General features: G+C 69.3%; 22 protein-coding genes. 6 read left to right on the top strand and 16 right to left on the bottom strand.

The window, feature by feature from the left end:
• Position 1: 1 nt before the first annotated feature.
• Complete coding sequence (locus JE033_RS09860) at positions 2 to 1,474, bottom strand: aldehyde dehydrogenase family protein (RefSeq protein ID WP_090151075.1); 1,473 nt, start codon at positions 1,472 to 1,474, stop codon at positions 2 to 4.
• 147 nt (positions 1,475 to 1,621) lie between these two features.
• Between JE033_RS09860 and JE033_RS09855 the strand changes: the two genes are divergently transcribed.
• Both JE033_RS09855 and JE033_RS09850 read left to right on the top strand, forming a co-directional pair.
• Positions 1,622 to 2,758, top strand: coding sequence for a 3-isopropylmalate dehydrogenase (locus JE033_RS09855; RefSeq protein WP_200331309.1), 1,137 nt, complete (start codon positions 1,622 to 1,624; stop codon positions 2,756 to 2,758).
• 42 nt (positions 2,759 to 2,800) lie between these two features.
• Complete coding sequence (locus tag JE033_RS09850) at positions 2,801 to 4,240, top strand: MFS transporter (protein ID WP_090151448.1); 1,440 nt, start codon at positions 2,801 to 2,803, stop codon at positions 4,238 to 4,240.
• An 18-nt stretch (positions 4,241 to 4,258) separates the two neighbouring features.
• Here the strand turns inward: JE033_RS09850 and JE033_RS09845 are convergent, their stop codons facing one another.
• Positions 4,259 to 4,603 (bottom strand): helix-turn-helix domain-containing protein, encoded by a 345-nt coding sequence (locus JE033_RS09845; RefSeq protein WP_200331307.1) that lies wholly within the window; start codon positions 4,601 to 4,603, stop codon positions 4,259 to 4,261.
• A 79-nt stretch (positions 4,604 to 4,682) separates the two neighbouring features.
• Here JE033_RS09845 and JE033_RS09840 point away from each other — a divergent pair, with 79 nt between their 5' ends.
• Positions 4,683 to 5,339, top strand: a complete 657-nt coding sequence (locus JE033_RS09840; protein ID WP_200331305.1) for an FMN-dependent NADH-azoreductase — start codon at positions 4,683 to 4,685, stop codon at positions 5,337 to 5,339.
• Positions 5,340 to 5,382: 43 nt separating this feature from the next.
• The gene (locus JE033_RS09835) at positions 5,383 to 6,462 is read left to right on the top strand and encodes an NAD(P)/FAD-dependent oxidoreductase (protein ID WP_200331303.1); all 1,080 of its coding nucleotides are present in this window, start codon (positions 5,383 to 5,385) and stop codon (positions 6,460 to 6,462) included.
• Between the two features lie 33 nt (positions 6,463 to 6,495).
• On the opposite strand, the gene JE033_RS09830 is transcribed toward JE033_RS09835, so the two are convergent.
• Both JE033_RS09830 and JE033_RS09825 read right to left on the bottom strand, forming a co-directional pair.
• Complete coding sequence (locus tag JE033_RS09830) at positions 6,496 to 7,527, bottom strand: NYN domain-containing protein (protein WP_200331301.1); 1,032 nt, start codon at positions 7,525 to 7,527, stop codon at positions 6,496 to 6,498.
• Between the two features lie 49 nt (positions 7,528 to 7,576).
• Positions 7,577 to 9,043 carry an amino acid permease gene (locus JE033_RS09825; RefSeq protein WP_200331299.1) on the bottom strand — a complete coding sequence of 489 codons (1,467 nt, stop codon included), beginning with the start codon at positions 9,041 to 9,043 and terminating at the stop codon, positions 7,577 to 7,579.
• Between the two features lie 206 nt (positions 9,044 to 9,249).
• Between JE033_RS09825 and JE033_RS09820 the strand changes: the two genes are divergently transcribed.
• Positions 9,250 to 10,647 carry an MFS transporter gene (locus JE033_RS09820; protein ID WP_090151095.1) on the top strand — a complete coding sequence of 466 codons (1,398 nt, stop codon included), beginning with the start codon at positions 9,250 to 9,252 and terminating at the stop codon, positions 10,645 to 10,647.
• A 141-nt stretch (positions 10,648 to 10,788) separates the two neighbouring features.
• Here the strand turns inward: JE033_RS09820 and JE033_RS09815 are convergent, their stop codons facing one another.
• The 11 genes from JE033_RS09815 to JE033_RS09765 form a co-directional block, all read right to left on the bottom strand.
• On the bottom strand, positions 10,789 to 11,550 hold the full coding sequence (locus JE033_RS09815; RefSeq protein ID WP_200331297.1) for an ABC transporter permease: 762 nt from the start codon (positions 11,548 to 11,550) through the stop codon (positions 10,789 to 10,791).
• The gene (locus JE033_RS09810) at positions 11,547 to 12,347 is read right to left on the bottom strand and encodes an ABC transporter ATP-binding protein (protein WP_200331295.1); all 801 of its coding nucleotides are present in this window, start codon (positions 12,345 to 12,347) and stop codon (positions 11,547 to 11,549) included. Before JE033_RS09810 ends, JE033_RS09815 begins: the two co-directional genes overlap by 4 nt.
• A complete protein-coding gene (locus JE033_RS09805; protein ID WP_200331293.1) occupies positions 12,344 to 12,724 on the bottom strand; it encodes a DUF1048 domain-containing protein in 381 nt (126 codons plus the stop codon). The genes JE033_RS09810 and JE033_RS09805 overlap by 4 nt, the downstream gene beginning before the upstream one ends.
• Complete coding sequence (locus JE033_RS09800; RefSeq protein ID WP_234037424.1) at positions 12,721 to 13,134, bottom strand: PadR family transcriptional regulator; 414 nt, start codon at positions 13,132 to 13,134, stop codon at positions 12,721 to 12,723. Before JE033_RS09800 ends, JE033_RS09805 begins: the two co-directional genes overlap by 4 nt.
• 282 nt (positions 13,135 to 13,416) lie before the next feature.
• Positions 13,417 to 14,109, bottom strand: coding sequence for a response regulator (locus JE033_RS09795; protein ID WP_090151107.1), 693 nt, complete (start codon positions 14,107 to 14,109; stop codon positions 13,417 to 13,419).
• Positions 14,109 to 16,634 carry a DUF4118 domain-containing protein gene (locus tag JE033_RS09790; RefSeq protein WP_200331291.1) on the bottom strand — a complete coding sequence of 842 codons (2,526 nt, stop codon included), beginning with the start codon at positions 16,632 to 16,634 and terminating at the stop codon, positions 14,109 to 14,111. Before JE033_RS09790 ends, JE033_RS09795 begins: the two co-directional genes overlap by 1 nt.
• A gap of 2 nt (positions 16,635 to 16,636) precedes the next feature.
• Entirely contained in the window at positions 16,637 to 17,338 is a 702-nt protein-coding gene (gene kdpC / locus JE033_RS09785; protein WP_200331289.1) for a potassium-transporting ATPase subunit KdpC, read from the bottom strand.
• A 57-nt stretch (positions 17,339 to 17,395) separates the two neighbouring features.
• Positions 17,396 to 19,513: a potassium-transporting ATPase subunit KdpB gene (gene kdpB / locus JE033_RS09780; RefSeq protein ID WP_200331287.1), complete on the bottom strand. Its 2,118-nt coding sequence runs from the start codon at positions 19,511 to 19,513 to the stop codon at positions 17,396 to 17,398.
• Positions 19,510 to 21,195: a potassium-transporting ATPase subunit KdpA gene (kdpA, locus tag JE033_RS09775; RefSeq protein WP_200331285.1), complete on the bottom strand. Its 1,686-nt coding sequence runs from the start codon at positions 21,193 to 21,195 to the stop codon at positions 19,510 to 19,512. The genes kdpB and kdpA overlap by 4 nt, the downstream gene beginning before the upstream one ends.
• A complete protein-coding gene (locus JE033_RS09770) occupies positions 21,195 to 21,284 on the bottom strand; it encodes a potassium-transporting ATPase subunit F (RefSeq protein ID WP_090151121.1) in 90 nt (29 codons plus the stop codon). The genes kdpA and JE033_RS09770 overlap by 1 nt, the downstream gene beginning before the upstream one ends.
• A 310-nt stretch (positions 21,285 to 21,594) precedes the next feature.
• Positions 21,595 to 22,191, bottom strand: a complete 597-nt coding sequence (locus JE033_RS09765) for a TetR/AcrR family transcriptional regulator (protein WP_336662437.1) — start codon at positions 22,189 to 22,191, stop codon at positions 21,595 to 21,597.
• A 104-nt stretch (positions 22,192 to 22,295) separates the two neighbouring features.
• On the opposite strand from JE033_RS09765, the gene JE033_RS09760 reads away from it, so the two are divergent.
• Positions 22,296 to 23,297, top strand: a complete 1,002-nt coding sequence (locus JE033_RS09760) for an SDR family NAD(P)-dependent oxidoreductase (RefSeq protein ID WP_200331283.1) — start codon at positions 22,296 to 22,298, stop codon at positions 23,295 to 23,297.
• A 59-nt stretch (positions 23,298 to 23,356) separates the two neighbouring features.
• Here JE033_RS09760 and JE033_RS09755 read toward each other — a convergent pair whose 3' ends face one another.
• Positions 23,357 to 25,453 (bottom strand): collagen binding domain-containing protein, encoded by a 2,097-nt coding sequence (locus tag JE033_RS09755; protein WP_200331281.1) that lies wholly within the window; start codon positions 25,451 to 25,453, stop codon positions 23,357 to 23,359.
• Between the last annotated feature and the right edge of the window lie 33 nt (positions 25,454 to 25,486).

Raw genomic sequence — 25,486 nt, 5'->3', positions numbered from 1 at the left:
CTCAGCTGCGCGCCTGCGGGCGGATCATCGCCATGCGGGTCACGGTGAACTCTTCGATCGCGAAGCGGGGGCCCTCTCGGCCGATGCCGGAGTCCTTCACGCCGCCGTACGGCATGATGTCGGAGCGGAAGCCGGGGATCTCGTTGACGACGACCCCACCGACCTCGAGCCGCTCGATGGCGTCGAAGGCGCTCGCGAGCGAGGCGGTGTAGATGGCGGCCTGCAACCCGTAGCGGGAGTCGTTGACGAGGTCGATCGCGGCGTCGACCGAGTCGACGACGGTGAGGCAGACGACCGGGCCGAAGATCTCTTCGCACCACACGTCGACGTCGGACGGTACGTTGCCGAGCACGACGGGTCGCACGTGGGCGGCTTCGCCGTCGCCAGGGCCGTCGGTGAGCAGTTCCGCTCCCGCGGCGAGGGCCCGGTCGATCATGGCGCGGATGCGCTCACCCGAGGCGGCGTTGATGACGGGCGCGACGTTCGTCGCGAGGTCGCGGGGGTCGCCCACGACGAGTTCGCCCATGCGTTCGACGAGACGAGCGGAGAAGCGCTCGGCGATCCCGCGCTCGAGCACGACGCGCTGCACCGAGATGCAGGCCTGCCCGTTGGCGTAGAAGCCGCCGCGCAGCACGGCGTCGACGGCGGCTTCGAGGTCGGCGTCGGCTGCGACGATGAATCCGGTGTTGGATCCGAGTTCGAGCACGGCCTTGCGGGGTGCGGCCTGCTGCGCGATGAGGTGGCCGATCTTCGCCGAGCCGGTGAACGAGACGACGGAGGCGCGGGGGTCGCGGACGAGCGTCTCACCGACGATCGGGTCGCCGTTCACGAGCTGCACCGCCGCCGGCGTCACGCCGTGCGCGTCGAGGATCTCGCGCGTGATGGCGAGCAGTTCGATCGTCGCGAGCGGCGTGTTCGGGGCCGGTTTGATGATGACGGGGCAGCCGGCCGCGATGGCCGGCGCGAGCTTGTGGGTGGCGAGCAGCAGCGGGTAGTTGAAGCCGGCGATGCCGATGACGATGCCGGCGGGTTTGCGGGTGTAGTAGCCGATCATGCCGCGGCCGAGCTCCTGCAGGTCGAGCGGCACGGTCTCGCCATGGATGTGCGATACCTCTTCGGCGGTCGCCTCGAGGGTGACGATGGTGCGGTTCACCTCCGTGCGGCAGTCGACGCGGGGCTTGCCGGTCTCGAGCACGAGCAGGTCTTCGAGGTGCTGGGCGCTCGCGCGCACGCGGCTCGTGAGGTCGGTGAGGATCGCCTTCCGCTGCGCCGTGGTCAGCGCTGCGACGGCCGCTCGCGCCGCCTCAGCAGCGTCGAGCGCGTCGCGCGAATCCTGTTCGCCGCTGACCGGTGCCTGACCCACGACGCTGCCGTCGAACGGGAAGACGATGTCGGAGCGCTCGGCGATCGCGCGCCATTCGCCGCCGATGGGCAGTGCTCCTGCGGGTGCGATGAGTTCGAGTGCCTCGGGCATGGTGGTTCCTCTGCAGCGGGCGGCGGATCCGTTCACGTGCGGCCGTGCACGCGAACCCTTCGCGCCGAGTGGTCTTACCATTTAATATAGTTCACCAGAGGCCCATCTCCAAGGCGCGAGCGGCCGCACGTTCTCGAAAGGATCGACATGACGAACAGCTACGCCATCGCGGTACTCCCCGGAGACGGAATCGGTCCGGAGGTCGTCGGGTGCGCGCTCGAGGTGCTCGACGCCGCGGAGGAACGATTCGGCTTCTCGACCGACCGCAGCACCTTCGCGGCTGGAGCGAACCACTACCTCGAGACCGGGGAGCTGTTCGACGCCGTCGAGGCGCAGCTCCGCGACAAGCAGGCGATCCTCTTCGGCTCCATGGGAGACCCGAGAGTCACCCCCGGCATCCTCGAGCGCGGCTTCATCCTCGAGATGCGCCAGCGCTTCCAGCAGGCGGCGAACGTGCGCCCGGTGCGGCTGTACCCGGGCGTTCCGACCCCGATCGCCGAGCTCACCCCGGAGCGCTGCGAGATGGTGATCGTGCGCGAGAACACCGAGGGCGCCTACGTCGGCCGCGGTTCGACCGTGCACGCCGGCACGCCCAACGCGGTCGCCATGCAGGAGTCGCTCAACACCCACGCCGGCATCGAACGCGTCGTCGACTTCGCGTTCCGCCTCGCACTCGGGCGCCGCAAGAAGCTGACGCTCTGCCACAAGACCAACATCCTCGTGGCTGCCGGGCAGCTCTGGCAGCAGGTGGTCGCCGAGGTGGGCGCCCGCTACCCCGAGGTGGAGGTCGACTACGTGCACGTCGACGCGATGTGCTTCCACCTGCCGCTCACCCCGGAGCGCTTCGACGTGGTCGTCACCGACAACCTCTTCGGGGACATCATCACCGACCTGGGCGCCGTGATCCAGGGCGGGCTCGGGGTCGCCACCAGCGCGAACCTCAACCTCGACGGCAGCGCCCCGAGCATGTTCGAGGCCATCCACGGATCGGCGCCCGACATCGCGGGCAAGGGGTGGGCGAACCCGGCCGGCGCGATCCTCTCGCTCGCACTCATGCTCGGCCATCTCGGCGAGGGCGAAGCGGCACGTGCGGTCGAGGCTGCGACCGTCGAGGTGCTCGGGTCGCTGCCGAGCCTGGCCGGTGCCGACATGGGAGCCTCGACCTCGGAACTCGGGTCGCGCATCGCGGCGATCGTGCGCGAGGGGCGCGCCGACACGGCACTCGTGCCCGACTCCCTCCTCGGGGTGCTCGCGGGCATGGCGCCGTCGCGGCTCGCCCGCTGACGCCGGCAGGGAGGGTCCCGCCCGCACCGATAGGGTGTGTGCGTGAGGAATGCGGATCGGGGAGGCAGAAGCCGCCTCTCCCGCACCCCGCCGCGCTGGGCCACGGTCGCAGCGCTCGCGTACGCGGGGCTCTGCTCCTCGTTCATGTTCACCCTCGTCGTTCCGCTCCAAGCCGAACTCCCGAGGCTGCTGGATGCCTCCCGCGAAGACACGTCATGGGTGGTCACCATCACGCTGCTCGTCGCCGCCATCGCGACGCCGATCTCGGGACGGCTCGGCGACCTCTTCGGCAAGAAGCGGGTCGTCCTCGTGCTGCTCGCCCTGCTCGTGGTCGGATCGGTGATCGCCGCGGTCGCCGGCTCGATCGTCGGCGTGATCATCGGTCGCGCATTGCAGGGCGCGGTGACGGGAGTGATTCCGCTCGGCATCGCGATCATGCGCGACGTGCTGCCGCCCGAGCGACTGAGCACCGCAGTGGCTCTGATGAGCGCGACCATGGGAGTCGGCGGCGCCGTCGGCATGCCGCTCGCCGCCTACCTCGCGATCAACGCCGACTGGCACGCGCTCTTCTGGCTTGCGGCCGGGCTCGGAGTGCTCGGGGTCCCGATGATCGCCTGGTGCGTTCCGGGCGACGTGCTGCGTTCCGGCGGTCGTCTCGACATCCTCGGAGCCTTCGGCCTCGCAGTCGGCCTCTCGGGGATTCTGCTCTTCGTTTCGCGCGGGGCGCAGTGGGGCTGGACCTCGCCCCTGACGCTCACGACCATCATCGGCGGCGTCGTCGTGCTGCTGCTCTGGGGCTGGTACCAGTTGCGAGCGAAGGATCCGCTGCTCGATCTCCGCGTCGCCGCTCGCCCCGCCGTGCTCTTCACGAATGTCGCGGCGATCGGCATGGGGTTCGCCCTGTTCTCCTCCAACGTCGCGTTCCCCCAGCTGCTCGAGCTGCCCGTCGCGTCGGGATCCGGCTTCGGTCTCGACATGATGCAGGCCGCGCTCATCGTGATGCCGGCCGGGATCGTGATGATGATCCTGTCCCCCCTCTCCGGCTGGCTCGAGCGCACCGTCGGCCCCAGGCCGCTGTTCACCGCCGGCACGGCCGCGATCGTGCTCGCGTACGTGTTCGTGCTGCTCTGGTCGAGCGAGGTGTGGCACATCTTCGCGGCGAACCTCTTCATCGGCGTGGGCATCGGGTTCAGCTTCGCAGCGATGCCGATGATCATCATGCGGTCGGTGCCCGCGCATGAGACGGGAGCGTCGAACGGGCTCAACGCGCTGTTCCGGTCGGTCGGCACATCGAGCGCGTCCGCGGTCATGGGCGGGGTGCTCGCCTCGATGACGATCGAGTTCAACGGGCAGTCGATCCCGAGCCGCGCCGCATTCGACGTCTGCTTCTGGCTGGCGATCGCCGCCGGCGTGATCGCGCTGGTGCTGTCGCTGCTGATCCCGCGGTCGGCGGGCGAGCAGCGCCCAGCCTTCCCGAACTGACGCGTCGCGACGCCCCTGTCAGTCCCGGCGAGGGGCTGGGGTCAGGTTCGCGGACGCCCACTTCCCCAGGTCGGCGAGCACCGGCACGAGCTGCTCGCCGCCGACGGTGAGCGCATACGACACCGAAACGGGCGGGCCGGGAGCGACGGTCCGGGAGACGAGCTTCGCCTCGGCGAGCTCCGCGAGGCGGTCGGAGAGCACCGCGTCGCTGATACCGGAGACCGCCCGGCGCACCTCCGCGAAGGCGAGTGGACCGTCGCCGAGGGCGTCGATGATCATGCCGTTCCAACGCTTCCCGAGGATCGAGAACGCGAGGCTGACGGCGGCGTCGCACTCGTGCCGATCGTGCTGCGGGGCTTCCATACCCACATTCTACGGTGCTACACTCACCGAAGTCACTCTGAAAATATGAGCGACTCATAATCAATGAATCGGAGTCCGCATGACATTCTTCCGCCTGGATGCGAGCATCCTCCCCGCAACCTCCGCGAGCCGCGCGCTCGGCGACCGCGTCGAGCAGGAGTGGGTCGACTCTCATCCCGAGACGGACGTGGTGCGCCGCGACCTCGCCGCCGAGCCCATCTCCGCCGAGGTGTGGCAGGCCGCCGTCACGGGCGGGTTCGTTCCCGAGAGCGAACGGAGCCCAGCGCAGCGCGACGCGATGGCATTCGCCACGACGCTCGCAGATGAACTCATCACGGCCGACGCGCTCCTCTTCACGGTACCGCTCTACAACTTCGGCGTCTCGCAGCACTTCAAGACCTGGTTCGACGTCGCGTACACCGACCCGCGCATCAACCCCGAAGGCACCGCCCTGCAGGGCAAGCCGGCGACACTCGTCACCGTGCTCGGCGGCAACTACGGGCCCGGCACCCCGAAGGAGGGCTGGGATCACTCCACCCCGTGGCTGCGCCGAGTGCTCGAGGATGTGTGGGGCCTCGATCTGCGCATCGTCGAGCGGCCGTTCACCCTCGTCGGCGTGAACCCCGCACTCGACGCCTTCGCGGATCTGGCGGCGTCGCTCAAGGAGCAGGCCGAAGCAGACGCGACTCGTTCAGGCCGCGAGCTCGCGGAACTGCGGACGCAGCGCTCCGCCTGACCCCGCCGGGAATGGGTTCCGCTCACCGCCGGTTGCACCTGCTGTGAACGACACCGGCCTCCTCGACAGCATCGTCATCGGTGCCGGGCAGGCCGGACTGTCGGCCTCGTTCCACCTGCAGCGGCTCGGCATCCGGCACCTGGTGCTCGACGCCGACCGCGAGCCGGGTGGTGCGTGGCAGCATCGCTGGGATGCGCTCACGATGCGAGACGTGCACGGCGTCGCCGAGCTTCCCGGTTCGCTACCGCCCCCGCGCACCGAGGACCGGGCGAACGCCGCCATTCCCGCTTACTTCACCGAGTACGAGCGGGAGCACGCACTGCCGGTGATCCGGCCCGCGCACGTCGACCGCGTGCAGAACGACGCGCAGGATCCCGAGACGCTCGTCGTCACCACCGGCGACCGGAGCCTGCGCTCGCGCACCCTCGTCAACGCCACGGGCACGTGGTCGCAGCCGTTCGTGCCGCGCTACCCTGGCATGGAGGCGTTCGCCGGCGAGCAGTTCCACACGGTCGGATATCCAGGACCCCAGCACTTCATCGGCAAGCGGACGCTCGTGGTCGGCGGCGGCGCTTCGGCGGTGCAGTTCCTGGGAGCGATCGCTCCGCTCACCGACACGATCTGGGCGACCAGGAGCGAGCCCGTGTGGCGCACCGACGATTTCACCCCGGAGGCCGGAGCCGCCTCCGTGGCGCTCGTCGAGCAGCGCGTCGCAGCCGGCCTGCCTCCGCAGAGCGTCGTGAGTGTCACCGGCCTCATGCTGCGCGAGCAGGAACGCGAGGCCGAGCGCCTCGGGGCGTATCGCGGGCGGCGGCCGATGTTCGCGAGCGTCGAGCGCGACGGGGTGCGGTGGGCCGACGGCACGTTCGAACGCGTTGACATCATTCTGTGGGCGACCGGGTTCCGCCCGGCCATCGCGCACCTCGCGCCGCTGCATCTGCGGAGCGCGGCCGGCGGCATCCAGCTCGATCGCGGCGGGCGCGGCACGACTGCGGTCGCCGACGCCCGCGTGCAGCTCGTCGGATACGGCCCGTCCGCGAGCACGATCGGAGCGAATCGGGCTGGCCGGTCGGCGGCCGCCGGTGTGCGGCGATATCTGCTGGGCAGCGCCCGAGCGGCCTGATCCGAGGCGCGGAGCCCGCTGGATCCCGTCGCGCTACGCGCTCTGGTCTCGCAGGCGCACGAGTCGCTCGTGCCCGGTCTCCTCGAGCTCCGCGACATCGGAGCGCGACTTCAAGAAGTCGGAGAAGGATCGGAACCCGAGCGCCTTCTCGTTGAACGACGGATCCATGCGGCGCATCTGCTGCTTGACCGCCGAACTGTACAGCCAGCCGGAGTCGTCCTTATCCTGGCTCAGCCAGAGCGCGCGGATCAGCAGGCCGGTGACCGCGATCTCCGCGTCCTCCCCCGACTCGATCGTGTCGATCGTGTCTCCCGGTTCGACTTCGGTGGCCGCCTCCGCAGCGGCCTCGAGCGCAGCCGCGAGGTCCTGCTCCACGGTGCCCCCGGTCTCGGCCTCGGCTGCTGGCTCGCTCGCCGCGGCACCCCGGCCGCCGCGGCCGCGCGACCGCTTGGGCTGGTCATCGCGCTGCGCGCGCTGAGCTGCGGGCGCGTGCGGCACGGTCTCGATGCCGGGGAGGGCGTCGTACGAGGCGAACTCGTCGCACGCGGCTGTCAGCGCCTTCGCGGTGGACCCTGCGACGCCGATGCCGACGACGTACCGGCCGAGCCGCTTGCAGCGCTGGGCGAGCGGCACGTAATCGGAGTCGCCCGCGACGATGACCACGTGGGTCAGGTCGTCGAGCCGGAACATGTCTTCCACGGTGTCGACCGCCAGTCGGATATCGGCGCCGTTCTTCGCATAGGCGGCGGCCGGGAAGAGCTGCACCAGATCGACCGCGCGCGAGACGAGCTGCGTGCGGTACTCCGCGTTCATCGGCGCCGACCAGTCGGCGTACGCCCGCGTGAGCACGAGCGTGCCGAACGACGACGCGTAGTCGATGATCGCGCCCACATCGACCACAGCGGCGCGCAGGCGCTCGGCGATCTCGGGCTCGGACGGGTTCTCTGCGATGCGCTGGCGATCCCTCGCGAACGAATTGCGCCCGTGCACTCGGTCGTACCACGAGAGCACGATGTTATCGAAGTCGAGGTAGACCGCGACCCGGCCATTCTGAGTATCCGCCACGCCCCCCAGTGTGGCACTGTTCGCTGAACACGCCAACGGCGAGAGACGGTTAGGCCTCGAGCGCCGCCGATGCCTGCGCACGCGCGCGCTTCGCCCGCACCCGCCGCACGAAGGGCCAGCACACGACCAGCACGCCGGTCGCGATGAGACTCGTCCACACCTGCGTGCGCCCCTCCTCCGTCGTGAGCATGATGATCAGCACGGCGACGATGGCCGCGATGAGCAGCAGATTCAGCCACGGGTGCAGCCACATCTTGAGCTTGAGCCCCGCGACTTCCTCCGGGGTCATCTTCTGTCGCATGCGCATCTGCGTGAGTGCGATGAAGACGTAGACGAAGAGGGCGACGAGTCCGGCCGAGTTCATGATGAACGCGAAGACGCCGGAATCGGGAGCCGCGAAGTTCACGATCGTCGCGACGACTCCGCCGATGGTCGAGGCGAGCAGCGCGGCGACCGGCACGCCGTTCTTCGCCTTCTTCGCGACGAATCGGGGCGCGAAGCCCTGCTCCGCAAGGGAGGAGAACATGCGCGAGGCCGAGTAGAGCCCCGAGTTCAGCACGGAGATCACCGCGGTGAAGATGACGAGCTGCATCACGATCGCCGCCCCCGGAAGCCCGAAGAGCTCGAAGACATACGTGAAGGGCGCCGAGGCCACGTCGACCGGCTCCGGCAGCTCGTCCCAGGGAACGATCGTGGTGATGACGAGCACCGCGCCCACGAAGAAGAGCAGGATGCGCCAGATCACGGTGCTGGTCGCCTGACGGATGCCCTTGGCCGGATCCTCCGACTCCGCAGAGGCCATGACCGCGATCTCGGTGCCGAAGTACGAGAAGATGACGAGCGCGACGCCGGTGAAGGCGACGCCGAAGCCATTGGGGGCGAAGCCGCCGTGCTCCCAGAGGTTCGGAATCGAGTAGGTCGCGTTCGGCCAGAGTCCGAAGGCGAAGAGCGCACCGGCGCCGAGGAAGACGACGATCGCGAGCACCTTGACGCTCGCGAGCCAGAACTCGACCTCGCCGAAGGTGCGCACGGAGATCAGGTTGGTGCCGACGAAGATCGCGAGCAGGAGCAGCGACCCGACCCACGACGGCAGTGCCGGGAACCACCCGTGCAGGGTCTCGCCGCCGAGCACGGCCTCGTAGGCGAGCACGCCCACCCAGAAGTACCAGTACAGCCAGCCGACGAGGTAGGCGGCCCAGTCGCCCAGACCGACGCGCGCGTACTCCATGAACGAGCCGATCGCCGGCCGGGCCGCCGCCATCTCACCGAGCATGCGCATCGCGAGGAACACGAGGAGGCCGCCGATGAGGTACGAGAGCACGGCGGCCGGGCCGACGGTGCGGATCACGTTTCCCGAACCGACGAAGAGGCTCGCGCCGATGATGCCGCCCAGCGTGATCATGGTGACGTGGCGCGGTCGGAGCTTCTTGTGCGCGAGCGGCACCGAGCCGGCAGCTGTCTCAGGTGAGATCGGCCGTGAGGGCCCGGACGCTGCGTGATGTGATTCGGAGTTCATTGCGTGGTGGAGTGCCTCACTGATTCGGGTTCCGCCCGCGGACCGGACTGGAAACAACCTGAGAATGCTAAGACAAAGTCGGCGCAATGGGAAATCGGTCGACGCGCTCCGGTGACCGGCCGGTTTGCGGAAGCGTATTTGAAATCGTATATTATTGCTGTTCAGGTGTGTCACCTCGCCGAATCCCGTCACAAAGGAGTGTCCGCATGTCACCAGCATCCGCATCAGGATCGCTGACCCCGACCGGTACGATCGCCACATCCAGCGATCGGCGTCGGGTCGCCTTCGCCACCGTCGTCGGCACCACCGTGGAGTGGTACGACTACTTCATCTACGCCTCAGCGGCAGGTCTCGTCTTCAGCCAGCTCTTCTTCGAACCGGCCGGCCCGGGCGTCGGCACGATCCTCGCCTTCCTCACCGTCGGCATCAGCTTCCTGTTCCGCCCCCTCGGCGCGTTCCTCGCCGGCCACTTCGGCGACCGCTTCGGCCGCCGCATCGTGCTCGTCGTCACACTGATCCTCATGGGCGCCGCCACCGTGCTCATCGGCCTCCTCCCGACCTACAGTCAGATCGGCATCGCGGCGCCGATCCTCCTCATCCTGCTCCGGATCCTGCAGGGCGTCTCCGCCGGCGGCGAGTGGGGCGGTGCCGTGCTCATGGCCGTCGAGCACGCTCCGCGCGACCGTCGCGGGCTCTACGGCGCCATGCCGCAGATCGGCGTGCCGATCGGCCTGCTTCTCGCGAGCGCGATGCTCGCGATCATGAACATCATCTTCCCCGGGGACGCCTTCCTCGACTGGGGCTGGCGCATCCCCTTCCTGTTCTCCATCGTCCTGATCCTCGTCGGCTACTGGGTGCGACGCCGGGTCGAGGAGAGCCCCGTGTTCACCGAGATCGCCGAACGCAAGGAGCAGACCGGCGCCCCCATCGTCAAACTGTTCGCGCGCTTCACGCCGCTCGTGATCCTCGCCGCACTCGTCTTCGCCGGCAACAACGCGGTGGGGTACATGACGACCGGCGGATACGTGCAGAACTACGCGACGAACCCCGAGGGCCCCGTCGGCCTCGACCGCGGCGACGTGCTCTGGGCCGTGACCGCCTCATCGGTCACGTGGCTCATCTCGACATTCATCGCGGGGTGGATCTGCGACCGCATCGGCCGTCGCACCACGTACATCTTCGGCTGGATCCTGCAGGGCGCCGCGCTCTTCGCGCTGTTCCCGCTCGTGAACACCGCGAACCCGGTACTGCTCGCGTCGGGGCTCATGCTGCTGACGGTCGGACTCGGCTTCACCTACGGCCCCCAGTCGGCCTGGTACTCCGAGATGTTCCCCGCCTCCGTGCGGTTCTCGGGCGTCTCGATCTCGTACGCGATCGGCGCGATTCTCGGCGGCGCGTTCGCTCCGACCATCGCCGCCTGGCTGCAGCAGACCACGGGAACGTCGACCTCGGTCACGCTCTACCTGGTCGGCATGACCGTGATCGGCCTCATCGCCACGCTGCTGCTGCGCGACCGCAAGGGCATCTCGCTGAGGCCAGGCGACGAGGAGGAGCAGCGCGAGGGCATCTACATCTGGGAGCCGGCGAGCGCGCCGAAGCCGTGACCCGCGCACGAACGGGGTCACTTCGGGAGGGTGTCGCAGCTCTTGCAGCGCCCGACACCCTCCCGAACTGACCCCGCTTGCGGAGAGCGGCGGGCGGGGCGGCGGGGCGGCGGGCGCGGCGGCGGGGCGCACCGCCCGCGCCTACGAGCGGCGACGACTGAGGAGCGTCGCCGCTCCGGCTGCGAGCACGAGGATCGCGAGCAGCCACGCGAGCGCCACCCAGATCTCGGCTCCGATCGGCTCCCCCGCGAACAGCGCCCGCAGCGTATCCACGATCGCCGTCACGGGCTGATGCTGCGCGAACCAGGCCACCGGCCCCGGCATCGAATCGGTCGGCACGAACGCCGAACTGACGAACGGCAGAAAGATCAGCGGGTAGCTGAACGCGCTCGCGCCGTCGACCGATCGCGCGGTGAGCCCTGCGACGACAGCGATCCAGGTGAGTGCGAGCGTGAAGAGCGCGATGATGCCGACGGCGCCGAGCCACGCACCGAATGAGGCGCTCGTGCGAAACCCCATGAGCAGTGCGACGCCCACCACCACGGCCACCGATACGAGATTCGCGAGCATCGAGGTCAGCACGTGCGCCCAGAGCGCGCTCGAACGGGCGATCGGCATCGACCTGAAACGCTCGAAGATGCCGCTCTGCCGATCGAGGAAGAGCCGGTATGCGGTGTATGCGACCCCGGAGGCGACCGTGATGAGCAGGATCCCCGGCAGCATGTAGTCGATGTACGCCCCTGCGCCGTCGATGCGGATCGCTCCGCCGAGCACGTAGACGAACAGCAGCATGAGGGCGACGGGCGTCACGACCGTCGTGATGATCGTGTCCGGGCTGCGCAGAACATGCCGCAGCGAACGCCCGGTGAGCGCGCCGGCATCGGCGAGCGCGTGCGCGGTCATGAGTCCGCCCCCGCTCCGGCAACCGGCTCGGACGCGTTCGAGACGAGCGCGAGGAAGATGTCTTCGAGCGTCGGCTCCGGCTCGATGAGCACGGGCTGCCGTCTCGGCAGGAGCGCTCTGAGCTCGGCCAGGGTGCCCTGACGCGCAATACGCCCCTCGTGCAGGATCGCGATGCGATCGGCGAGATGCTCCGCCTCGTCGAGGTGCTGCGTCGTCAGCAGCACCGTGGTGCCCGCCGCCACAAGCTCACGGACGAGGTTCCACACCTCGATGCGCGACTGCGGGTCGAGGCCCGTGGTCGGCTCGTCGAGGAAGAGGATCGGAGGATCGCCGACCAGGCTCATGGCGATGTCGAGTCGCCGTCGCATCCCGCCCGAGTACTCCCCCGCCCGCCGGTCCCCGGCCTCGTCGAGCGAGAACCTGCGCAACATCTCGTCGGCGACCTGCGCCGGCCGGTCCACGTGGCGGAGCCGAGCGACGAGATGCAGATTCTCGCGGCCGGTCAGCACCTCATCGACCGCGGCGAACTGACCCGTGAGGCTGATCGCCCGCCGCACGGACTCCGGCTCACCCGCCACATCGCGCTCGAGCACGGTCGCGGTGCCGGAGTCCGGCTGCAGCAGGGTGGCGAGAATGCGGATCAGCGTGGTCTTCCCCGCCCCGTTCAATCCGAGCAGGGCGAAGACCGTGCCGGCTTCGACATCGAAGTCGACGCCGCGCAGCACGGGAGTGGTGCCGAAGGACTTCGCGATCCCGCGCACGCTCAACGCCGCGGATCGCTGCAGAGTCGGGTTCATGATCGCTCCCGACGATCGCCCGTGGACTCGGCTGCGGCGACCGCAGTGCGCAGGCGCGCCCGCTCCTTGTCGATCCACTGCTTGTCGGAGTACGCGGCGGCGAACGTCTCGGCGAACTCCACCGGATCGTCGCCGATGATGTCGCGCACCGAGGCGCCGTCGAGCGCTGCGCGTTCCCACAGGTCCGCGTGGTCCGCGACCATTGCGGTGAGCACCGATCCGTCGCTGATCATGCCGTAGTACAGGAAGTAGCGCTGCAACGCTCGGGCGACATCCGAGTACGGCGCGGGCAGCGCCTCGATGCGTGCTGTCGCGGCCTTGTACTGCTTCTTCTCTTCGAGAGAGCCCGTGAGCGTCTCGATCCATTTCGCGGTCATGCGTGTACTCCATTCGTGCGGAAATCAGGGTTCGTGCCGGGCGCCGAATTCGCGCCAGGCGCAGGGGTGGGTTGCGTTCCGGGGTTCGCCGGAGCGCGCAGTCCGTCGATGTGCGCGGCGAGAAAGTCCCAGGACTCCCAGAACTCCGCGAGCCGTGCCCGCCCCGCCTCGCCGAGCGAGTACACCTTGCGCGGTGGGCCTTTCTCCGAGGGCACCTTCTCGACCGAGACGAGCCCCTTCTGCTCGATGCGCACGAGCAGGGCGTAGATCGTGCCCTCGGCGATGTCATCGAAGCCGCGTTCTCGCAGCGATGCGGTGATCTCGTATCCGTACGCCGAGCGCTCCGCGAGTATCGCGAGCACGATCCCCTCGAGGGTGCCCTTCAGCATCTCGGTCATCTGCGTGGCCATGCGCCGCCCCTAGCTACTCTGTGTTACTGACTACAGCTAGAGAGTAACACTAGGTACCGCTACTCGGCAACACTCACTACCGCTTCTTTTCGGTCGGGGTCACTTGCGGAGCGTGTCGCACCGCGAAGGGCGCTCGACACACTCCGCAAGTGACCCCGACCGCGGGGACGGGGACGGGGACGGGGACGTTGCAGATCTCGCCCGAGCTCATGGCGCGGCGCGGCGCAGGCGCGTCACGGGCGCGACACGTGCGCGCGACAGGCGCGAGTGGGCGATTAAGGCTCAGGAGGTGACGTGCTCCAAGCGGTAGCCCATGCCGGCCTCCGTGATGAGGTGGACGGGGTTGGCTGGATCAGCCTCGATCTTCTTCCGCAGCTGCGACAGGTAGAGCCTGAGATACCCCGTGTCTTCGATGTGCTCGGAACCCCAGATGGAGGTGAGCAGCGTCTGCCGCGTCACGAGACGGCCCGGGTTGCGGATCAGCAGCTCCAGAACCTGCCACTCGGTCGGGGTGAGTCTGATCTGCTGCTCCCCCTCCGGCGAAGAGCGGGTGACGCTTCTCGCCGCGAGGTCGACCGTGACGTCGCCGAGCCGCACCACGGGCACCGCTGCATCGCGCACCACGCGTCGCGAGAGCGCTCGGATGCGAGCCAGCAGTTCCTCGATGGCGAACGGCTTCGTCACGTAGTCGTCGGCGCCGGCGTCGAGCGCGTCGACCTTGTCGGCGGCGCCCGCCCGACCTGACACCACGAGAATCGGCGCCTGCGACCATCCCCGGATCGCCTCGATCACTTCGATGCCGTTGAGCATGGGCATGCCGAGGTCGAGCAGGAAGAGGTCTGGGCGATGGTCGATCGCCGCCGCGATCGCCTGGGCGCCGTCTGCGGCGACGAACACGTCGTATCCCTTCGCGGTGAGCGTGATGCGCAGCGCGCGCAAGATCTGCGGATCGTCGTCGGCGATGAGGATCTTCATCAGCTGAGGTCTCCAGTCGGTGCGGAATCGGACACTGGCACGGCGGGCGTCACTGGGAGCGAGACCACCATGGTGAGGCCCCCGCCCGGCGTGTCTTCGGGCAGCAGCGTGCCGTGCATCGAGTCGACGAACCCGCGCGACAGGGCGAGCCCGAGTCCCAGCCCAGTCGAGTTGTCGGTATCGCCGAGGCGTTGGAACGGTACGAAGATGTCGTCGTACTTCTCCGCTGCGATGCCCGGCCCGTGGTCGATGATGCGGATCTCGAGGCGATCGGCGAAGGTGCTCGTGTTGACGAGCACGCGCTCTCCCGCGGGGCTGTAGCGCGACGCGTTCGCGAGCAGATTCACCAGAACGCGCTGCAGCAGCACGGGATCGGCCTGCACCGAGGCGTCCCCGTGCTGCAGCGCGAGCGACACCTCGTTCGGCCCCATCCCGAGTTCGTCGAGCGCGGGGGCGATCACGGATTCCGGGTCGGTCGAGGCGACGCGGATCGACAGCGCCCCGGCTTGGATGCGCGTGACGTCGAGCAGGTCGGTGACGAGGGCGCCGAGCCCGTCGAGACTCTCGGCCGCGGTGTCGAGGAGTTCCCGGCGGTCGTCGGCGCTCAGGGAGATGCCGGCCGCTCGGAGCCCTCCGATGGCGGCGGTCGCGGCGGCGAGCGGGCGGCGCAGGTCATGGCTGAGCGCTGAGAGCAGGGCGCCGCGCACGCGGTCGGACGCCGCGATCGGCTCGATCTCGCGCGCCGTGCGCTCGAGCCGGCGATGTTCGAGCGCCGCCGAGAGCTGCGATGCGACGACGGTGAGCAGACGGCGCTCGGAGGCGGCCAACTCGGCGCCGCTGAGCTCGAGCGTCGCGTCGGCTCCGACGGGGATCTCGATGCCGTCGCGGGAGGGCGTCGTCGGCTGTCCGGATGCGGCGAGCTCGGCGCCCGTCGCATCGACGAGACGTGCGGCGCGGAGCCCGAACGCCTCCCGCGTGCGATCGACCAGGGCCTGCAGCGCGTCGTCGCCGCGCAGCACGCTGCCGGCGATGGTCTGGATGAGCTCCGCTTCGGCGGCCGACCTGCGCGCCGCACGCGTGTACCTCGCCGCGCGGTCGACGATCACGCTCACGAGCACCGCGATGACCACGTACAGCGCGACCGCGAGCAGGTGGAGCGGCTCGTGGATGTGCACGGCGTACAGGGGCTCGATGAAGAAGAAGTCGAGCGTGAGGCCGGAGAGCACCGCCGCGAAGAGCGCCGGCCAGATGCCTCCGACGAGCGCCACGAGCACGACGAGCAGCTGATAGCTGAGCACGTCGCTCGTGATCGAGTCGTCGCTGCGCACCGAGGCGAGCAGCCACGTGAGCAGCGGGCCGCCGACGATCGCGAGTGCGAAGCCGAGCAGTCTGCGCCGCGCGGTGAGCGCTCCGGTGCGGCGCGGCAGGGCGAGGCGGCGCACGCCTTCGGCGTGGTTCACCATGTGCACGTCGATGTCGCCCGATTCTCGCACCACGGTGGCACCGATCCCCGGCCCCGTCAGCGCCGCAGCGGCACGACCACGCCGGCTCGCGCCGAGCACGAGCTGGGTCGCGTTCACGGAGCGCGCGAACTCGACGAGCGCTGTCGGCACATCCTCGCCGATCACCTGGTGGTAGGTGCCGCCGAGTTTCTCGACGAGGGCCCGCTGCTGGGTGAGCGCGGCGGGGTGCTCCGTGCGCAGCCCGTCCTGGCTCGAGACATGCACCGCGAGCAGCTCGCCGCCGGCCGAGCGCGCGGCGATCCTGGCCCCGCGTCGGAGCAGGGTCTCCCCCTCGGGCCCTCCCGTGAGCGCGACGACGACCCGCTCGCGCGCCTCCCAGGTGCTGCTGATGCCGTGCTCGGCACGGTATCCCTTGAGCGCCTGGTCGACTTCATCGGCCAGCCACAGCAGCGCGAGCTCGCGCAGTGCGGTGAGGTTGCCGATGCGGAAGTAGTTGGAGAGCGCCGCGTCGATGCGTTCGGCCGGGTAGACGGTGCCGCTCGCGAGCCGGTCGCGCAGGGCCTGCGGGGCGAGATCGACGACCTCGATCTGGTCCGCGCCGCGGAGAAAGCGGTCGGGCACGGTCTCGCGCTGCGGGGCACCGGTGATCTGCTCCACCACGTCGTTCAACGATTCGATGTGTTGGATGTTGAGTGTCGAGATGACGTCGATTCCGGCTGCGAGCAGCACGTCGACGTCCTGCCAGCGCTTCTCGTGCGCGCCGCCGGGCGCGTTCGTGTGCGCGAGCTCATCGACCAGGGCGACGGTCGGATGCCGTTCGAGCACGGCATCGAGATCCATCTCCTCCAGGGCGACCCCGCGGTGCGTCACGGTCGTGCGCGCCACCTCTGGAAGTCCGTCGGCCATGGCTGCGGTCGCCGCGCGCCCGTGCGTCTCGACGAAAGCGATCGCCACGTCGACGCCGTCGGCCCGGATTCGCCTGGCCTCCTCGAGCATGGCGAACGTCTTGCCGACACCGGGGGCGGCGCCGAGCAGCACGCGGAGACGCCCCCGTTTCGTCATCGTCACTCCTCGGATTCGCCGGACGACCCGCTGGGCTTCGCGTCCTGCTGCTCATCGAGCTGCGATTCGGTTACCGGTGCGGGGTGCGCGGCGTCGAGCGCCACGTTGAGCTCCAGGATATTGACTCGTGGCTGTCCGAGGAATCCGAGATCCGCCGAACTCGTGTGCTCCGCGACGATCGATCGCACGTCGGCCGCATCGAGGCCTCGTGCTGCGGCGACCCGGTCCACCTGGATCTGCGCGTACGCGGGGCTGATGTGCGGGTCGAGGCCGGAGGCCGACGCGGTGACGGCGTCGGCGGGAACCGCAGCTTCGGAGACGCCGTTGAAGTCGGCGATCTCGGTGCGTCGCTCTTCGATCGCGGCGATGAGGTCGGCGTGTTCCGGGCCGAGGTTCGACCCGGAGGACGCGGCGCCGTCGTATCCGTCGCCCGCTGCCGAAGGTCGGGGCTGGAAGTACTCGGCCGACGGCGCGCCGTCGTCGTCGGCGAACGGCTGTCCGAGGAGCGATGATCCGACGACGACGCCGCTCGGTCCGGTGACGAGCGACCCTGCGGCTTGCGCGGGTGCGACCAGGTGCGCGACGCCCGTCATGAGCAGCGGGTACGCGATGCCGAGGGCGAGTGTGCAGAGGGCCATTGCGCGGAGCGCGACGCCGAGCGTGCGGATCAGCGGACGACCGGGGAGACGAGTGCGTGCGTGCATGCGAGTCGCCTTTCTGTGAGGTGCGGAGCGGTGGGATGGGAGCGGAGTCGTCGCATGTCAGAACCCGGGGATCAGGCGGACGACCTGATCGATGAGCCAGATGCCCGCGAACGGGGTGATGAGCCCGCCGAGGCCGTAGATCGCGAGATTTCGTCCGAGGATCTGCGAGGCGTTTCCGGCGCGGAAGCGGACTCCGCGCAGTGCGAGCGGGATGAGGAACACGATCACGATGGCGTTGAAGATGATCGCCGAGAGCACCGCCGAGGCCGGCGAGTGCAGCCCCATGATGTTGAGCACTGCGAGTTGCGGGAAGACGCCCATGAACATCGCCGGGATGATGGCGAAGTACTTGGCGACGTCGTTCGCGATCGAGAATGTCGTGAGCGCGCCGCGAGTGATGAGGAGTTGCTTGCCGATGCGCACGATGTCGATGAGTTTCGACGGGTCGGAGTCGAGGTCGACCATGTTGCCGGCCTCTTTCGCCGCTGAGGTGCCCGTGTTCATCGCGACCCCGACATCGGCTTGAGCGAGCGCCGGCGCGTCGTTCGTGCCGTCGCCGGTCATCGCGACCAGGTTGCCGCCCTCCTGCTCCTTGCGGATGTAGGCGAGCTTGTCTTCTGGGGTAGCCTCCGCGAGGAAGTCGTCGACGCCGGCCTCGCGGGCGATGGCGGCTGCGGTGAGCGGATTGTCACCGGTGATCATGACGGTCCGGATCCCCATCGCCCTGAGTTCCTCGAACTTCGCGGGGAGGCCCTCCTTGACGACGTCCTTCAGGTGGACGACGCCCAGGATCCGCGCCGGGCCGCCGGGGCGCTGCTCGGCGACGACCAGCGGCGTGCCGCCGCTCTGAGAGACCTCGGCGACGCGCTGCTCGAGTTCTACCCGCACCGGCTCGGGAACGCCGTTCGGGGCCCCCGCACCGTTCGACTCCCCCGATTCCCCGGCCGCCTCGACCCAGGCGAGGATCGCCGACCCGGCACCCTTGCGGATCCGCGTGCCGTCGGGGAGGTCCAGCCCCGACATGCGGGTCTGTGCGGTGAAGGGCACGATCTCGCCCGACGGCGACCGGTCGAAGCGTCCGCCTTCCGCGTCGGCGAGTTCCACGATCGAGACCCCCTCGGGTGTGGGATCAGCGAGCGACGACAGTGCGGCCGCGTCGATGAGCTCGTGCTCTCGCACTCCGTCGAGTCGCAGGAACGCGCTGGCTCGGCGGTTGCCGTAGGTGATCGTCCCCGTCTTGTCGAGCAGCAGCGTCGTCACGTCGCCCGCCGCCTCGACCGCGCGCCCCGACATGGCGAGCACGTTGCGCTGCACGAGGCGATCCATCCCCGCGATCCCGATGGCGCTCAGCAGGGCGCCGATCGTCGTCGGAATCAGGCACACCAGCAGTGCGACGAGCACGGTCACGCTGACCGGCGCCGCGGCGTAGCTCGCGATCGGGTTCAGGGTGAGCGCCACGACCACGAAGATGATCGAGAGACTCGCGAGGAGGATGTTCAGGGCGACCTCGTTCGGCGTCTTCTGACGGGCTGCGCCCTCGACCAGCGCGATCATGCGGTCGACGAAGGTCTCGCCCGGCATCGACGTGATGCGCACGACGACGCGATCGGAGAGCACTCGCGTGCCGCCGGTGACCGCCGATCGGTCGCCGCCGGACTCGCGCACCACGGGGGCCGATTCGCCGGTGATCGCCGATTCGTCGACCGAGGCGATCCCCCAGACGATGTCGCCGTCACCCGGGATCAGCTCGCCGGCCTGCACGACGACGTGGTCGCCGAGACGAAGATCCGAAGAGGCGACCGGCTCCAGCTCGGCGCGCTGCGCCGCCGCGTCGCCGGTGGCGTCGTAGTGCGCGATGCGCTGGGCAGTGGTGGTCGACCGGGTCTGACGCAGCGAATCTGCCTGCGCCTTCCCGCGCCCCTCGGCGACGGATTCGGCGAGATTGGCGAAAAGCACCGTCACCCACAGCCAGAGGGCGATCGCCCAGGTGAAGACGCCTGGCACCGGGGAACCGCCCGAGTCCTGCGGTCCGCCGAGGAGCGGCTCCGCCACGGCGAGCACCGTGGTGAGCACCGCCCCGACCCACACGATGAACATCACCGGGTTGCGCCACTGCTGGCGGGGGTCGAGTTTTCGGAGAGCGCCGGGAAGTGCGGCGCGGAGCATGGCGATCATGACATCAGCCCTTCAGCCAGGGGACCCAGCGCGAGAACGGGAAAGAAGGTGAGCGCGGTGACGAGCACGGTCACCGCGGTGAGCATGCCGATGAACAGCGGCCGGTGGGTGGGCAGTGTGCCGGCAGTGGTCGGCACACGATCCTGCGCCGCCAGCGAACCGGCGAGCGCGAGCACGAGCACGATCGGCACGAAGCGGCCGAGCAGCATCGCGACGCCGAGGGCGCTGTTCATCCAGGGCGTGTTCGCGGTGAGTCCGGCGAAGGCCGAGCCGTTGTTGTTCGCCGCGGAGGTGAATGCGTAGAGCACTTCGGAGAGGCCGTGCGTCCCGGGATTCCAGATCGACGTCGAGACGACGTCGTCGCGCACCCCCGGCAGCGCGAAGCTCAGTGCTGTGCCTGCGAGCACCAGTGTCGGCGTGACGAGGATGTACATGGCCCCGAGCTTGATCTCGCGAGTGCCGATCTTCTTGCCGAGGTACTCCGGCGTGCGGCCGATGAGCAGGCCGGCGATGAAGACGGTGATGATGGCGAGCACGAGAATGGCGTAGAGCCCCGATCCGACGCCGCCTGGCGACACCTCGCCGAGCATCATGTTCAGCATCGGCAGCATCCCGCCGAGCGAGGTGTACGAGTCGTGCATCGAGTTCACGGCCCCCGTCGACGTTCCCGTGCTGGTCGTCGCGAACAGCGTCGACCCCACGATGCCGAAGCGCCACTCCTTGCCCTCGAGGGCGCCCCCGGCGAGCTCGGGCGCCGTTCCGCGACCCGCGCTCTCGAGCAGTGTGAGGATGGTGAAGGATGCGAGGTACAGCACACCCATCACGCTCACGATCGCGACGCCCTGGCGAGTATCGCCGACCATGCGCCCGAATGCTCGCGGCATGCTGAACGGGATCAGCAGCATGAGCACGATCTGCACCAGACTGGTCCACGGCGTCGGGTTCTCGAACGGATGGGCCGAGTTGGCGTTGAAGAATCCGCCGCCGTTCGTTCCGAGGAGCTTGATCGCCTCCTGGGAGGCGACGGGGCCGCCGGGAATGCTCTGCGTCGCCCCGGTGAGCGTCGTCACATCGGTGAATCCGGCGAAGTTCTGCACGACGCCGCCCAGCGCGAGCACGACGGCGGCGAGCGTCGCCAGGGGCAGCAGCACGCGGACCGTGCCGCGGGTGAGGTCGACCCAGAAGTTCCCGATCGTGCCGGAGCGGCGCGCGGCGAAACCGCGCACGAGCGCGATCGCGACCGCCATGCCGACGGCGGCCGAGACGAAGTTCTGCACGGCGAGGCCCGCGATCTGCACGGCGTATCCCAGCGTCTGCTCGGGCGAGTACGACTGCCAGTTCGTGTTGGTGACGAACGACGCCGCCGTGTTGAACGAGAGGTGCTCCGACGGCGCGGGGAGACCGAGGGCGTAGGGCAGCCACGGCTGCAGCCGCTGCAGCGCGTACACGATGAGCACGCCGACGGCGGAGATGACGAGCACGCCGCGCAGGTAGGCGCGCCAGGTCTGCTCGGTCTGTCCGTCGACCCCGATGATGCGGTAGATGATCCGTTCGACGCGCCAGTGCTTCCGAGACGTGTAGGTCCAGGCGAGGTAGTCGCCGAACGGCCGGTAGAGGGCGACGAGCACGAGTGCGACGGTCGCGATCGATGCGAGCGCCAGGAGCGCCGTGGTGGTGGCCATCAGAATCGCTCGGGTTTCACGAGTGCGACGATGAGGTACGCGAGTGCGCCGAGGGCCAGCACGGCGGCGAGCAGTTCGAAGACGATCACAGTCGTTCCACCGCCTTGCCCAGCACGCCGATGAGCGCGAAGACCGCGATCATGCCCAGTACGGTGACCAGATCCAACACGGGATCTCCAATCGAGAAGCGCCGACCGATGCTCCGGCCGGGGGCCCGTCCATCGGGCTCATCTCCTGATCGAACACCCGCGGCGCGGGGTGCCGGGCGATCCTCACGGAATCCATACGGCGTTCGCGCGGATGCTGACGCAACGCTCACGGGCGGTGCGAGAACATTCGGGATCGGGCCCGATCTCGGGGCGGTGCGCGATCAGCGGGAGCCCCGAAGTCGGCGCCGGCTTAGCGGACGGGCGGCGTCGCGACGATTCCGTGCATGACTTGGTCGACGATGCCGCGCAGGCGCTGTTCGCTGTGCACCGTGCCGGTGAGCGCCGCATACGCGGTGATCGCGATGAGGTGATCGGCGAGCAGGATCGCGTCGACGCCCTCTCGCAGCGCGCCGTGCGCGGCGGCGCGCTCGATGAGCTGCTGCACCCAGTCGCGGATCGGAGCCGCGAGGCGCTCATTGAGCGCCGCCCCGACGGCCGGGTCTGAGGCGGTGACGGCGATCAGCGCGCGAGCCACTCCGAGGCCCTCGGTTTGCTGGAGCTGTCGCGAGGAGGCCGTGAGCCAGGCGAGCAGATCGTTCGCGAGGTCGGGGGCGTCGTCGCCTGCTGCAGTCGGTCGCGGGAGGGATGCCGGCAGTACCCCTGCTACGAGCGCCTCACCCAGAATGGCCGCCTTCGTCGGCCACCAGCGATAGATCGTCTGCTTCGAGACCTCCGCGTCGGCTGCGAGCTGCTCGATGGTGAGCGCCTCGTACCCCGCTCCGGCGACCGCCCGACGCATCGCGGCGAGCACCGCCTGGCGGGCGGATTCACTACGAGGTCTCGGCACGCAATCAGGCTACCCGGGTGTAACGTGTTTCATTAGTGGACGCACCGTTGCGAAACATGCTTCGCGCGGCTCCCCTCGCGCCCGCTCCCACCGAAGGAGACATCATGGCACTCACCGCTCAGTCCAGCATCGGCGATTGGCTCGCAGATCCGACGGGAGGCGAGCTCGTGCGCGGGCTCCTCGCGCAGTCCGGGGCAGACCCCGACTCGCTGGCCCCCGTGCTCGGGCTCCCCCTCCAGCAGCTCGTCGTCCTCAGCCAGGGCGCGATGCCGCAGTCGGTCGTCGACGACCTGGTGCGCGCGGCGAACGGCGGGGAGATGCCCGATGCGCCCGCGGCGACCGGGTGGAGCGAGCGCGTCACCCCCGGCAGATTCGACGGCAAGACGGTCATCGTGACCGGCGCAGCGTCGGGCATCGGCAAGGCGACGGCTTCGCGCATCGCACGGGAGGGCGGCCGCATCATCGCCTGCGACATCGCGGCCGAGAAGCTCGACGCACTCGTCGCGGAACTGCCCGCAGCCGACATCGTCGCTGTCGCTGGCGACCTCACGCAGCAGGACGCGATCGACCGCGTGATCGCAGCGGCAGGCCAACGGATCGACGGGCTCGCGAATGTCGCCGGCATCAACGACGACTTCTCGCCGGCGGGCGAGACGCCCGACGCGGTCTGGGATCGGGTGATCGCGATCAATCTCACGGCGCCGTTCAAGCTGATTCGCGCGGTACTGCCGGCGATGGAGGCTGCCGGGCACGGCGCGATCCTGAACGTGGCGAGCGAGGCCGCGCTGCGCGGAAACGCTTCGGGCAACGCCTACACGGCGAGCAAGCACGGCATCGTGGGCGTCACGAAATCGGCGGCGTTCATGTACGGGCCGAAGGGCATCCGCGTGAACGCAGTCGCCCCCGGCGGTGTCGCCACGGGCATCCCGATGCCTCCGAACATGTCGGAGGAGGGCTCCGCTCGACTGGCCCCGTTCCAGCAGACCATTCCCACCATCGCCACGGCCGAGCACCTCGCCGCATCGATCACGTTCCTGCTCTCCGACGACGCGGTGAACATCAACGGCGCGATCCTCGCATCGGATGGGGGCTGGTCGGTGCAGTAGCGTTCCGCCACGCGAAGATGCTGCGGGGCCGAGCGCGAGACGCCGCTCGGCCCCGCGCGCTATTCGTCGATGACGCCCCGGCGACGCAGCACGAGCAGCGTGCCTGCTGCGACGAGCAGCAGGGCGCCTCCGACGCCGAGCATGGGGGTGAAGTCGGTGCCGGTGCGCGCGAGGCCTGACGAACCCGTACCGTCTCCATTGACGTTCGCCCCCATCGCCGTGCCGGCCCCCGCGCCGGCGTCGGCCCCTGCACCAGCGTCGGCACTGGCCCCGACCCCAGCGGCAGCGTCGGCCCCTGAACCAGCGGTCGCATCGGCGTCGGCCGCATCGGTCGCGTCGGCGTCAGCTTCGGCGTCAGCTTCCGCGCCGGCTCCCGGCCCCGCAGCGTCGGCGACAAGCACGAAGTCCTGATCGACGAAGACCTCGCCGGCTGCCATCACCGTCACGGATCGCGAAGCGCTGCCTTCGACGACGAAGCCCTCGGGCGGGGTCACCGTGATCAGGTAGTCACCGGCGGGAAGACCACTGAAGTCGTACACGCCTTCATCGGTCGTGAGCCCGATGAGAGGCCCGTCGGGGCCGGCGAGCGTGAGGGTGGCCCCGGAGACCGGCATTCCGCCGGCCGTGACCATGCCGCTCACCGAACCGGCCCGTGCGAGCTCGAAGTCGATGTTCGCGACGTCTTCGGCGGCGACGCTCACGGTCCGCTCCGCCGGGCCGACGCTCTCAGCGCCATCCGGCACCTGAATGCTGATGCGATACTCGCCTGCCGGGAGTCCCGGGAATTCGTAATTGCCGTCCGCGTCGGTGACCGTACTCAGGATGTCGCCGCCCGGTCCGATCGCGGTCACGGTCACACCCGGCGACGCCGACCCGCCAGCTGAAACCGTGCCCGAGAGCGCAGGCAGCTCGACCGCCACGAAGTCGACGTCGGTGATCGGATCCTCCGAGGAGCCATCGATGGCGAAGGGTGGCGGATTCGTGACGACGGTGTATCCGCCTGGCAGCTGCACGGTCGGCTGATAGGTGCCGATCGGCACCTCGTCGAAGAGGTAGCTCCCATCGGGTCCCGTCGCGATCTCACCCACGCCTGGAATCGTCACGATCGCTCCCGGGATCGGAGCCCCGTCGAGGTCGCGAACCGTGCCGGAGACGGCAACGGAAACGATGTCGCGGATCGCGAAATCGGCGACCGCGTCGGCGCTGCCGAGATCCACCGGTTTCGCATTCGCCCCTGAGACGATCTTGCCCTCGGGCGCCTTCGCGTGCACTGCGTACCCCTCGGTCGCCTGCACTCCGGTGAAGGCATAGGTGCCGCCCGGCCCCGTGGTCGTCGTGCCGATGATCGCGCCCGAAGCGTCAGTCAGGGTGAGTACGACGCCGGCCCCGGTTCCACTCGCGTCGGTCACTGTACCCGTCACGTCACGCGCCAGTGACGCGAACCACGTTTGGTAGATCGGGAACCCGAGACGGCTCGTGAATTCGAGGGTCAGCGAGCTCATCGGTGCGGTGGGTTCGAACCAACCGGCCGATCCTGCGGTGTCGGACGCGGCGGCGTTGCCCGTGAGCGTCTGGGTCGCCGCGTCCCACTGCGGCACATCGTTCGCGGATCCGGTGCACGAGGGCTTCCCCGTGATGCCGGGCGCGCAGTAGTTGAAGCCGCCGTTGTAGCCGAGCTGCTCGGCGGTGAGCGCGACGCCGTAGGGGCCGATGGCCCGTACCTGTACCTGGTCGGCGTCGATATCGCCGAGCACGAATGTCCAGTTGGTCGTCGGCGTCGGCCGCGAGAACGTGTACGTCGTCGTGGAGGCACCCGTGGATGTGTCTGCTTTCGGCCGCAGGTTCAGATATTGCTGATCGCGGCTCGAACCGTACTTCTCTCCGACCGGGGTGCCGGGCCCGAGCCAGGTGCTCGCTCCCGAGATCACACCGATCTGCCCCGAGCGGGAGTCGGACTGCATCTCGGCGCTCAGCTCCGGGGTCTCTGCGATCTGCACCGACGTCGAGTAGTTGCCGCCGGAGCCCGCGAGCTCCGTCCAGTCAGCCCACTGCGGCGTCGTCGCCGCAGACGCTGGCGAAGCAGCGATTGCGAAGCCGGTCAGTACCAGTGCCGGGATCGCGGCCAGCGCGCCCCATCGCCCTCTGCGTTTCCCCATGCTGAGTATCGTAGGTTCGCGTGGCCTCCAGTG

Source organism: Leucobacter sp. L43 (genome assembly GCF_016597785.1).
Taxonomy (GTDB): Bacteria; Actinomycetota; Actinomycetes; order Actinomycetales; family Microbacteriaceae; genus Leucobacter; species Leucobacter alluvii.
This window is presented reverse-complemented; position numbering and strand designations above follow the sequence as displayed.

What these genes read in the sequence shown, in the direction of transcription:
- JE033_RS09860 (WP_090151075.1), bottom strand. Translation starts at nt 1,474, where the DNA reads ATGCCCGAGGCACTCGAACTCATCGCACCCGCAGGAGCACTGCCCATC.
- JE033_RS09855 (WP_200331309.1), top strand. Translation starts at nt 1,622, where the DNA reads ATGACGAACAGCTACGCCATCGCGGTACTCCCCGGAGACGGAATCGGT.
- JE033_RS09845 (WP_200331307.1), bottom strand. Translation starts at nt 4,603, where the DNA reads ATGGAAGCCCCGCAGCACGATCGGCACGAGTGCGACGCCGCCGTCAGC.
- JE033_RS09840 (WP_200331305.1), top strand. Translation starts at nt 4,683, where the DNA reads ATGACATTCTTCCGCCTGGATGCGAGCATCCTCCCCGCAACCTCCGCG.
- JE033_RS09825 (WP_200331299.1), bottom strand. Translation starts at nt 9,043, where the DNA reads ATGAACTCCGAATCACATCACGCAGCGTCCGGGCCCTCACGGCCGATC.
- JE033_RS09820 (WP_090151095.1), top strand. Translation starts at nt 9,250, where the DNA reads ATGTCACCAGCATCCGCATCAGGATCGCTGACCCCGACCGGTACGATC.
- JE033_RS09815 (WP_200331297.1), bottom strand. Translation starts at nt 11,550, where the DNA reads ATGACCGCGCACGCGCTCGCCGATGCCGGCGCGCTCACCGGGCGTTCG.
- JE033_RS09810 (WP_200331295.1), bottom strand. Translation starts at nt 12,347, where the DNA reads ATGAACCCGACTCTGCAGCGATCCGCGGCGTTGAGCGTGCGCGGGATC.
- JE033_RS09805 (WP_200331293.1), bottom strand. Translation starts at nt 12,724, where the DNA reads ATGACCGCGAAATGGATCGAGACGCTCACGGGCTCTCTCGAAGAGAAG.
- JE033_RS09800 (WP_234037424.1), bottom strand. Translation starts at nt 13,134, where the DNA reads ATGGCCACGCAGATGACCGAGATGCTGAAGGGCACCCTCGAGGGGATC.
- JE033_RS09795 (WP_090151107.1), bottom strand. Translation starts at nt 14,109, where the DNA reads ATGAAGATCCTCATCGCCGACGACGATCCGCAGATCTTGCGCGCGCTG.
- JE033_RS09790 (WP_200331291.1), bottom strand. Translation starts at nt 16,634, where the DNA reads ATGACGAAACGGGGGCGTCTCCGCGTGCTGCTCGGCGCCGCCCCCGGT.
- kdpC (WP_200331289.1), bottom strand. Translation starts at nt 17,338, where the DNA reads ATGCACGCACGCACTCGTCTCCCCGGTCGTCCGCTGATCCGCACGCTC.
- kdpB (WP_200331287.1), bottom strand. Translation starts at nt 19,513, where the DNA reads ATGATCGCCATGCTCCGCGCCGCACTTCCCGGCGCTCTCCGAAAACTC.
- kdpA (WP_200331285.1), bottom strand. Translation starts at nt 21,195, where the DNA reads ATGGCCACCACCACGGCGCTCCTGGCGCTCGCATCGATCGCGACCGTC.
- JE033_RS09760 (WP_200331283.1), top strand. Translation starts at nt 22,296, where the DNA reads ATGGCACTCACCGCTCAGTCCAGCATCGGCGATTGGCTCGCAGATCCG.
- JE033_RS09755 (WP_200331281.1), bottom strand. Translation starts at nt 25,453, where the DNA reads ATGGGGAAACGCAGAGGGCGATGGGGCGCGCTGGCCGCGATCCCGGCA.